This is a genomic window from Streptomyces chlorus, assembly GCF_042655885.1.
Classification (GTDB): Bacteria; Actinomycetota; Actinomycetes; order Streptomycetales; family Streptomycetaceae; genus Streptomyces; species Streptomyces chlorus.
Genome location: NZ_JBHSOA010000111.1, coordinates 1 through 7,093 on the forward strand (window position 1 = coordinate 1; position 7,093 = coordinate 7,093).

Below are 7,093 nucleotides of genomic sequence, written 5' to 3' on the forward strand. Positions count from 1 at the left end.
CACCCGACCGGGAACCCGCGTTCGACCACCACCGCTCAAGATCGAAAAGACAACAGCTTCTTAGGACTCCTTACACAATGAGCTGCCGGGAATGACTGTCTGTCAGAGAGACGTGGGGGTGGGGTGCGTGACGGCTCGCGGCCGACTCGACCTGCGACGGTTACTGCGCAGGAGAACGACACGCATTGCTGTTCGGTGCCGTTCTCTGATCCCGTTGAGCAGTTCGGGACGGGGACCGGGGAGGTGGGCGGTGCCAGGTGAGAATCCAGCCGGCGGTAAGCGCCGCCGCACCGCCTGCCAGGGCGATTGCGCCGCCTGTTCCGATGCCTGCGGCCACCGCGCCGAAGCAGGCCGGCCCGACGCCCTGCAGCGTCATGCTGCCGGAGCCGAGCAGACCGAAGGCCTGGCCCTGGCCATTTGGCGGCAGGGCGTCCAGGAACGGCCGTTGCAGGCCGAGACCGTAGGCGAATCCGAGGCCGCTGAGCAGCAGCAGACAGGACGAGACGCCCACTCCGGGCTCGGCAGCGAAGCCGACCAGCGGCAGTCCCATCAGCGCAATCAACGGGACTACCAGTCGCTCCCGGGTGGGTGGTAGTAGGAGTCGGCCCACCAGCAGGTCACCGACAAGCATGCCGACCGGCAGACAGCCCATCAGCACCGCGTACCAGCCGGGCGCGAAGTGGCGTCCTCCCGCGTAGGCGACGAGCAGGCCTTCCGCGCCCGCTACGAAAGCGGTCGGTAGCCACTGCGCCAGCATCAGTCGTCGCACCGTGCGTCCGCGCAGCAGCAGGCCGGCACCGTGCAGGCTTGCCCGGACGGCCCCGCCATCGCCCCCAGCGCTGCCAGGTGTGCCGCCGAACTCTCCCGGCTGCAGCCGGGGTAGCCGGATGCGGATAGCGAGCGCGCAGCCGAGGTAGAGGACGGCGCTGACCGCGAGCGCCCGGTGCGGGCCGAGTACCGCGACGACCGCACCTCCCAGTGCCAGACCGAACAATTGCGCGCCGGAGGCAGCGATGTTGTTCAGTGAACGGCCCAGTACATAGGCGTCGCCCTCCAGCCACTGCGCGACCAGCCGACTCGACGCGCCGTGAAACACCGGTGTGGCGAGGGCGACCAGCGCCACGACACCGAGGCTTGCCGCGATCGGCATCCGCACCAGGGCGAGCAGCAGGGCGGCGGCGCACGTCAAGGCGTAGCCGCCGGTAATGAGCGCGCGGGGCGGCAGTCGGTCGGCCAGTGAGCCCAGCAACAGCGAGCCGAACAGCTGCGGGATGAAGCCGATACCGAAGGCCACTGCGCTCAGCAGCGCGGAGCCGGTGGCCGAGAAGACCAGCACCGAGAACGTGGTGATCCGCAGCGCGTCCGCAGTGATCGCGACGGCGCGGGTTGAGAAGAGCAGCCGGAATCGTGGCTCGGACAGCACCTCCCGGTAGGTGACACGATGATTGACCTGCGCGGGTCCGGCGGTTGGGGTCATGACGCCCAGCCTCGCCGTGCGCCCACCCCACCCGACAATGATTCGTCGCTCGACGAATCGGAGCAGACGTCCTGCGGTAACGTCGCAGGGTGCTCCGCTTCGAAGTCTCCGTCGAGGCCCTGCTGCGCAGCCGCTTCGCACTCTCCCCCGCGATGGACCTCTGCTTCCTGCTGCGCTCGCTCGCCGGCCAGGACCGGCCGCTGCCGCGAGCCTGGGCCACCCGGCTCCTGCCGGCCTTCGAACGGCTTCGCCGCGAGACCGAACTGAACGCCGCCCTCGCTCTGCAGACCCCGCAAGGCGGACCGAACTTCGTCGCCCCACCCCCGCGCGGCCTCAGCCAGACCTGGGCAGACGACCTGGCCATGATCCGGGCCACACCGCTGGAAGCGGCCCGCCACGAATTCGCCACCACCGCGACCGGCCCGTCCGCCCGCGATCCCCGCGTACGCGCGGTGCTGGACTCGACGGACGCCGCCTCCAGGATCGCCGAGGCGATGGACCAGGCGTGGCACGAGCTGCTCGCCGCGGACTGGCCGCAACTGCGCGCGATCTGTGAGCGCGACGCCGTGCACCGGGTGGGGGTGATCGGCGAACACGGATGGGCCACGACCATCGAGAGCCTGCACCCGAGCATCGCCTGGCAAGCCGGCGGCATCGAGATCGGCCACTTCCCCCACGTCGGAACAGTCCGCCTCGCCGGCGACGGGCTCCTGCTGATCCCTTCGGTCTTCGTCGGGAACATCGCCGCCCACCTGGAAGACCCCTGGCCCAGAACCTTGATCTACCGTGCCCGCGGCACCGCCGCCCTGTGGGGCGAACAGGGGACCGTCCCCCAACCGGACGCCCTGACCGCTCTGGTCGGCCGGTCCCGAGCCCGGCTGCTGTTGGCGCTGGACGCCCCGGCCAGTACCAGCCACCTCGCCCGAAGCCTCGCCATGACACCCGGCGCGGTGGGAGACCACCTCGCCATCCTGCGAGGCGCGGGGCTGCTCGTCCGCGCCCGGTCCGGACGGTCGGTGCTCTACCGGCGCACCCCGCTCGGCGAGGCACTGGTCGGCGGTACGGGCTGAGGGATCAGATCAGCACTGCTTTTGAGGCGCCGCCAGCAGACGATTGCGCGGCCGAGGGTGAGGAAGGCCTGGTGGATGTCGGCGCGGATTTCCCAGCGGATACGCGGCCGGCGCAACCAGCGCAGAAGCGCGAAGGCCGCCCGGACCATGATCAATCTCACCGATAGCCGCTGTACCGATGTTCTAACCGAGGCCGGAAGAGGGCGTGAGCCCCGCGCTCGTCCTGGCAGCCGTGTGATCGATGGGCAACCATTCCTGCGACCTGATGGTCATGTCCGTGCCACCCGCGTACCGGGTGGGCATTGTCAGCTCCGCCTCGGGACGTTCCTGAGGCGCTGGAACATGGGAGAAACGCCTTCATGCGTCACCGCACCACCGTGGCAGGCTTCGCCGGGGCCCTCGCCCTGTCCGCGCTCACGATTCCGGCGGCCGCCCAGGCGGATGACTTCTCGGGCGACATCAGGATCACGAAGGTGGTCGTCAACGGAGGGAAGGACATCGTCCTGGGGACCACGGACGTGAAGACGTTCACCATCGCGGTGACCGCCACGGACGACTCGGGCATCGAGACCGGAAACACCTTCCCGGTCATGTGGCACACGCCCCTCCCGAACGGCGACTACTACGGTCTCGTGGGCCCCGACAACATCGCGGGCAAGTGCGTACGCCAGAGCTTCACCACGACCACCTGCACCCACACGCTGAAAATCAACCCGCGCATCCACCCCCAGGACAACACCACGGCCGGGACCTGGACCGTGAGAGCCCACGCCCTGGCCAACGACGGTGACTACATCACCAAGGATTCCGCCGCGAAGGCGAAGGTCCTGCGCAACTCCAGGCTGACGGTCAACGCCTCGCCGGAACCGGTGAAGAAGAACAAGACGATCACCGTCACGGGCGCCCTGACCCGCGCCAACTGGGAGACCTACAAGTACGCCGGCTACACCAAGCAGCCGGTGAAGCTCCAGTTCAAGAAGAAGGGCACCAGCACCTACAAGACCCTCAAGACCGTCAGGACGGACAGCAAGGGCAACCTGAGGACGACGACGAAGGCCACGGCGGACGGCTACTTCCGCTACTCCTTCGCAGGCACGTCCACCACCCCGGCGGTCGCCTCCGCGGCGGACTACGTCGACGTGAAGTAACCCTCCGGGAGGGTCATCTGTCCTCCAACAAGCGCAGAAGGCCCAGGCCGGAGACCCTTCGGTCTGGGCCTTCTCGAGCCCTGGCTGTTTCCCGGCCGGCGGGCCGGTCAGCCGCTGCATCCCTTCGCGCTCTCCAAGCTGATCGACGATCTCGGCGTCCCCCCAAGACTGCCAGCCGCACCGCAGCAATCCGAAAGCAGGCCCTGGGACGTCCGCCTCCGTCGCCACCCCTGTCTGCCACCGCACCGCGTCCTCACATCCCGCTTCGCATCCGAGTCCGGTGGAGCCCGGAACCAGCATGCCTCCGGCGACCACACACGGTCATTAACAGGGTGGATTCCATGGTGAATTGGCGACAGTTGAATACGCGAGCCCACCAGTACCAAGCCCGGGCTACGCCATGACGGTGGCCGCCAGCCAGGGCCTCACCAGCGAGGTGAGCCTGCTGTACGGGCACGGGAGCAACGCGTTTGCGACCTACCCGGCATCACGCGTGGCCGCCAGGAAAACCACCTGTGGCTGCCCCTGGCCGTCATCGAGGACGACGAGACGCAGGCCCGGCTCGGCGACGCCCGCAGCGAGAGGGAACGGCTGCGGCGCGCCATCACTGCGTTCGCGAGGTTCCTCGGGCAGGACCGGGGCGACTCCATGGTCTCGGACCTGCTGCGCGAACCGCCGGCCCCGGCACGCGTGCCCGCGCAGGCCGTCCGCGCGCACGAGCCCGCCCGCGAGGAGAGTGAGGCCGCCCTACGACGGGCCCGGGAGGCCACAGCCATCTCCCCGGGGCGCGCGCAGGGGGCGTACGAGCAGGCGCAGCAGCTCGCCGCCGAGGTCCGCGACCGCACCGAGGCGGCCGTCGAGCGCGCGGTCCTGCCCCAGCTCGGCGAGGGTGACGACGACTTCGCCCGCGAGCGGGCCGCCGGCGAGAAGCGCCTGGCGGAGGGCCAGCGGCAGCGCGAGATGGCGGCCGTGCCGTCCTGGAAGTCACGGCCGTACGGCAAGCGGTCGGATGCCGACCTGTCCCGGGCAGTCGGCCTGGCCCACGAGGCGGCCGGTATCGCCGAGCGCGGCGCGCGGGAAGCGGCGGAGAAGGCATGCGTCCTCGAGGAGCGCCTTGCCCGGGAGAGGGCGGCCGGGCAGACCCGCGGACAGGCGGTCGCCGCCGAGGCGGCAACGCTGCTTGACCAGGCGGAGGCGAAGCAGGCCGCACAGCAGCTCGCCCGCGAGCTCAACGCGAAGGCCAGGGCGGAGGAGCTGAGCCGATACCTCACCGACCACCTGGACCCGAAGAAGAACATGAGCCGCCTCGAGCTGCGCATCGACCGGCGTGACGCCCAGAGGCTGACCAGCCTGCAGGGCGAGGCCACCAAGTACACCGAGGCCGCCCTCAAGAGCCGGCAGACCGTGGCCGCGGTACGGACCGAGCAGGCCCGCCGGGCCGACATTGCCGAGAAGTTTCCCGAGCTGCACGAGAAGGAGACCAGGGCCCGCCGCTCGTACGCGATCGAGCAGAAGCCGCGGCCGTCGAGCGGTCCAAGGCGCCCGCGAAGTCGTCGGCCGCCTACCGGCACACGCCGCCCTCAGCGGGCCGCAGAGGACCGTCCACGGGCAGGTAAGACCTGTTGGACCCAATAGGGTCAATGGCCGCTGAGCAGCAACAGAACGGCCCCCGGCGCGCCGGGGGCCTCGCCGCACGGAGGTGGTCAGGAAGCCGCCGGGACGCGCAGCTCGCGGAGCATGACCGTGAAGTTCGGGGAGTCCGGGAACGGCTGCCGGTTGCCGATCCGGCGGTACCCCCGCGTCCCGTAGAGGGCCTCCACCTTCGGGTGGCCGGGGTCGACCAGGAGCACGGCCAGGGCCTCCGGCCGGTCCCTGATCAGCGCCTCGTGCAGCCGCTGGGCGGTTTCGGGTCACGACCGGTTGGGCCCGTTGGGCCCAATAAGGGAAACCGGGAGTGACCTGCCGCCCGCAGACGCGGCGCAGGAGACCTCGGTCAACACAGAGGGGGCTGATCAACAGGTAGGGCGACGCCGGGCACCCGGACGGCGCATCGTGTTGCTCCGTCCAGGGGATGCCGTGTCAGAGCAGGCCCCTACCGTCCGCCGCGGGCTGACCAAGGCCCGCCACGGAACGAGGCAAGAGGAGGAAGCGATGGTGTTCGTTGGGGTCCACGGAGAGTGGGGGTGTATCGACGCCACCCAGGCCGACCTCGGCTGCGGGCAGGACCGGGAAAGCATCTACAAAGCCAAGCCGCCCGCGCCGCTGACCTGCTACGAGTGCGACTGGCGGCTGCACCTGGTCCACAAGACCCACGGCGCGTACGACCTGTGGTTCCTGCGGCACGCCAACAACGCACCGCACTGCGAGGCGAGGCTCGCAGGTGAGGGCATGGCCCACCATCTCCTCAAACTCGACCTCGCCCACCATGCCCGGGCGGCGGGCTGGAGGGCCGAGTACGAGGTCGCCGCCCCGGACGGCTCCTGGCGCGCGGACGTGATGGCCACCTCGCCCGACGGCGATCGCCGCGTCGCCCTGGAGGCACAGATGGCGGCCATCTCGATCACCGACATCGAGGCCCGCACCGCCCGGTACCGCGCGGCCGACGTCGAGGTGTGCTGGTTCACCGACCGCAAGACCGCCCCCTGGCTCGACAACGTCCCCTCCGTCCAGATCGCCCGGCCCGACGACGGCGGCCCGGTGCAAGTCATCGCCGGAGCGGCTCGCTTTGTACCCGAGTGGTGCGAGGACCGAGCCGACTGCGGGCTGTGCGAGTGCGAGGACTGCGGCCCGGGCATCGACGGGCCGCTGCCCTGCGGGGGCCACGGAAAGTGGCCGTCGGCTGCCCCCTTCCCCTTGGGCCGCTTCGTCGCGGCCATCTGCGCGAACACCACCCGGCCGCACCGCCTGCGAGCCAAGGGGTGGGGCGACGACGGCAAATGGCGATGGGTGACCCGCGCCTACTTCGACCTTGAGGAGGAACAGGTTCAGGCGACGGCCCGGCGGGAGCAGATCATGGGGCGCCTGGCCGCCATCCAACGGCGGCAGAGAGAAGCGCGGGAGGCCGCCGAGCGGGAGCACCTGGCGGCGATCGAGGCCCTGCTCCAGCGCCAGAAAGCACTGGTCAAGCCGGTGGTGGAGTTCGTCTACCGAGAAGCCGGCACCTACCCCAAGGTCGCCCAGAACGGCACTCCCGAGTTCGCCATGGGCGTGCCCGTATACGTGAAGGGCAAGCCGTACGCAGTCATCTGCCCGGTCGCCAGCCGGATCCCCGCGCTGCGCAGCAGCCTGGCACCGCTCGTCCTATTCGCCGCCACGGAGCGCGAGCGCAACCGCATTGAGGGAGTTTCATCGTGATTCGTGCAGGTCACCGGGCCTGGTGTGACGAGTCGTTGGGGTGC

General features: G+C 70.1%; 6 protein-coding genes. 4 read left to right on the top strand and 2 right to left on the bottom strand.

Annotated elements, in window-relative coordinates; genetic code table 11:
• Window positions 1-160: 160 nt before the first annotated feature.
• Entirely contained in the window at window positions 161-1,477 is a 1,317-nt protein-coding gene (locus ACFPZI_RS33140) for an MFS transporter (RefSeq protein WP_381370876.1), read from the bottom strand.
• A gap of 89 nt (window positions 1,478-1,566) precedes the next feature.
• Here ACFPZI_RS33140 and ACFPZI_RS33145 point away from each other — a divergent pair, with 89 nt between their 5' ends.
• The 3 genes from ACFPZI_RS33145 to ACFPZI_RS33155 all read left to right on the top strand — a co-directional run bounded on the left by ACFPZI_RS33145 (window position 1,567) and on the right by ACFPZI_RS33155 (window position 5,330).
• Window positions 1,567-2,547, top strand: coding sequence for an ArsR/SmtB family transcription factor (locus tag ACFPZI_RS33145; RefSeq protein ID WP_381370877.1), 981 nt, complete (start codon window positions 1,567-1,569; stop codon window positions 2,545-2,547).
• A 359-nt stretch (window positions 2,548-2,906) separates the two neighbouring features.
• Window positions 2,907-3,695 (top strand): calcium-binding protein, encoded by a 789-nt coding sequence (locus ACFPZI_RS33150; RefSeq protein WP_381370878.1) that lies wholly within the window; start codon window positions 2,907-2,909, stop codon window positions 3,693-3,695.
• Window positions 3,696-4,343: 648 nt separating this feature from the next.
• A complete protein-coding gene (locus ACFPZI_RS33155) occupies window positions 4,344-5,330 on the top strand; it encodes a hypothetical protein (protein WP_381370879.1) in 987 nt (328 codons plus the stop codon).
• Between the two features lie 68 nt (window positions 5,331-5,398).
• Here the strand turns inward: ACFPZI_RS33155 and ACFPZI_RS33160 are convergent, their stop codons facing one another.
• A complete protein-coding gene (locus tag ACFPZI_RS33160) occupies window positions 5,399-5,545 on the bottom strand; it encodes a hypothetical protein (protein WP_381370880.1) in 147 nt (48 codons plus the stop codon).
• A gap of 301 nt (window positions 5,546-5,846) precedes the next feature.
• Between ACFPZI_RS33160 and ACFPZI_RS33165 the strand changes: the two genes are divergently transcribed.
• Complete coding sequence (locus ACFPZI_RS33165) at window positions 5,847-7,049, top strand: competence protein CoiA family protein (protein ID WP_381370881.1); 1,203 nt, start codon at window positions 5,847-5,849, stop codon at window positions 7,047-7,049.
• The last annotated feature ends 44 nt before the right edge of the window (window positions 7,050-7,093 follow it).